Annotated in this window: 2 protein-coding genes; both read left to right on the plus strand. The window is 39.1% G+C overall.

Annotated features, from left to right (window positions below; all coding sequences use genetic code 11):
• Window positions 1-857 (plus strand): IS21 family transposase (gene istA, locus HC725_RS16490; RefSeq protein WP_190332945.1); only part of this gene is annotated, 857 nt, incomplete at its 5' end.
• On the plus strand, window positions 844-1614 hold the full coding sequence (gene istB, locus HC725_RS16495; RefSeq protein ID WP_190332946.1) for an IS21-like element helper ATPase IstB: 771 nt from the start codon (window positions 844-846) through the stop codon (window positions 1612-1614). The genes istA and istB, both read left to right, overlap by 14 nt.
• Window positions 1615-1685: the final 71 nt, after the last annotated feature.

The following is a 1685-nucleotide window of genomic DNA, read 5'->3' on the forward strand; positions in this document are numbered from 1 at the left end:
ACATTCTCCAACGAATAGAATCAGCTAAACCTCACTGGATACCAGCTTGTGTTCTTTTTCAAGAAATAAAAGACCAAGGCTATCCCGGAGGGATAACCTTGGTTAGGGATTATGTGGCGCAATTTAAAACCCACATTAATGAACCTGTTATTCGATTCGAAACAAAACCAGGGCAACAATTACAAATAGATTTCACTACAATTCGCCGTGGTAAATCGACGCTAAAAGCATTTGTAGCAACATTAGGTTACTCAAGAGCAACCTTCGTTAGGTTCTATGATCATGAACGTACTGATGCTTGGATTGATGGGCTTATCGAATCATTTCATTACTTCGGTGGTGTTCCTGAAGATGTGCTTTGTGACAATGCTAAAGCGTTAGTTATCGAACGAGATGCCTATGGTGAAGGTAAGCATAGATGGAATACCCGTATGTTAGATCTTTCATTATCCTATGGATTTAAATTGAAAGCTTGCCGTCCATACCGAGCCAAAACAAAAGGCAAAGTTGAGCGATTTAATCATTATTTGAAAAATAGTTTTGTTGTCCCCCTCGCCGCTAGCCTTAATCAGGTTGGGCTAAAGTTAGATTGTGATACCGCAAATGGAAAAATAGGTCCTTGGCTTGAAAATGTTGCACACCAAAGAAAACATGGTACGACAAATGAAAAGCCGCAAGATAGATTAGATTATGAGCGTCGTTATTTAAGCGTGATCCCGAAGCGATTACAGGTAGAATCTTCCGAGGAAAGTTCAATATCGATAATACCGTTGGTTATTCCGTATGAAAGTGAATGCATACAGCACCCTATATCAACTTATGAACGATTTATAGGGGATTCATATGCTTCAGTCTGAGCAAATAAACGCACTATGTGAACAATTAAACTTACCTACGGTGGGCACTGAATGGCCTGATATAGCAGAGCGTTGTATTCAATTAGAATCTAGCCATGCTGATTTCATAATTCAGCTTTTACAAGCTGAATTGCAATCAAAACAAGAGCGAACACGCAATACGTTATTACGTCTGGCTGGATTTCCAAGTATTAAGACTCTGAGCCAATTTGACTATAAATTTGCAACAGGAGTTCCGAGAAAAACAGTTGATAATTTATCTTCATTAACTTTTATCGAAAGAAATGAAAACTTAATTTTGTTAGGTCCCAGTGGTACAGGGAAAACACATTTATCTATCGGATTAGGATATAAAGCGGTTCAATCAAGGCTCAAAACACGCTTCATCACTGCGGCCGATTTAATGCTTCAGCTTAGTACCGCAAAGCGGCAGGGAAAATTGAAGTCGTATATGCAGCGGAGTGTCATAGGGCCTAAGTTGTTAATAATCGATGAAATCGGTTATTTACCTTTTGGAAGAGAAGAGGCGAACCTGTTCTTCCATGTAGTGGCAAATCGTTATGAGAAAGGTAGCTTGATTTTAACGAGTAACTTGCCCTTTAGTCAGTGGCCATCTGCTTTCGCAGATGACGCCACCTTAACAGCAGCAATGCTTGATAGGCTCTTACATCACTCCCATGTGCTTCAATTGAGTGGTGATAGCTATAGATTAAAGTCAAAAAGGCAAGCTGGAATATTAGAAATTAGCAATAGCTGAGCAAATAAGTGGATCAATATTAAAACGGTGAATTTTTAAAAAAGTGGATCAGATTTCAACTGGTGTTGACA

This window comes from Vibrio sp. S17_S38 (assembly GCF_014694375.1).
In the GTDB taxonomy this organism is placed as follows: domain Bacteria; phylum Pseudomonadota; class Gammaproteobacteria; order Enterobacterales; family Vibrionaceae; genus Vibrio.

What these genes read in the sequence shown, in the direction of transcription:
- istB (WP_190332946.1), top strand. Translation starts at nt 844, where the DNA reads ATGCTTCAGTCTGAGCAAATAAACGCACTATGTGAACAATTAAACTTA.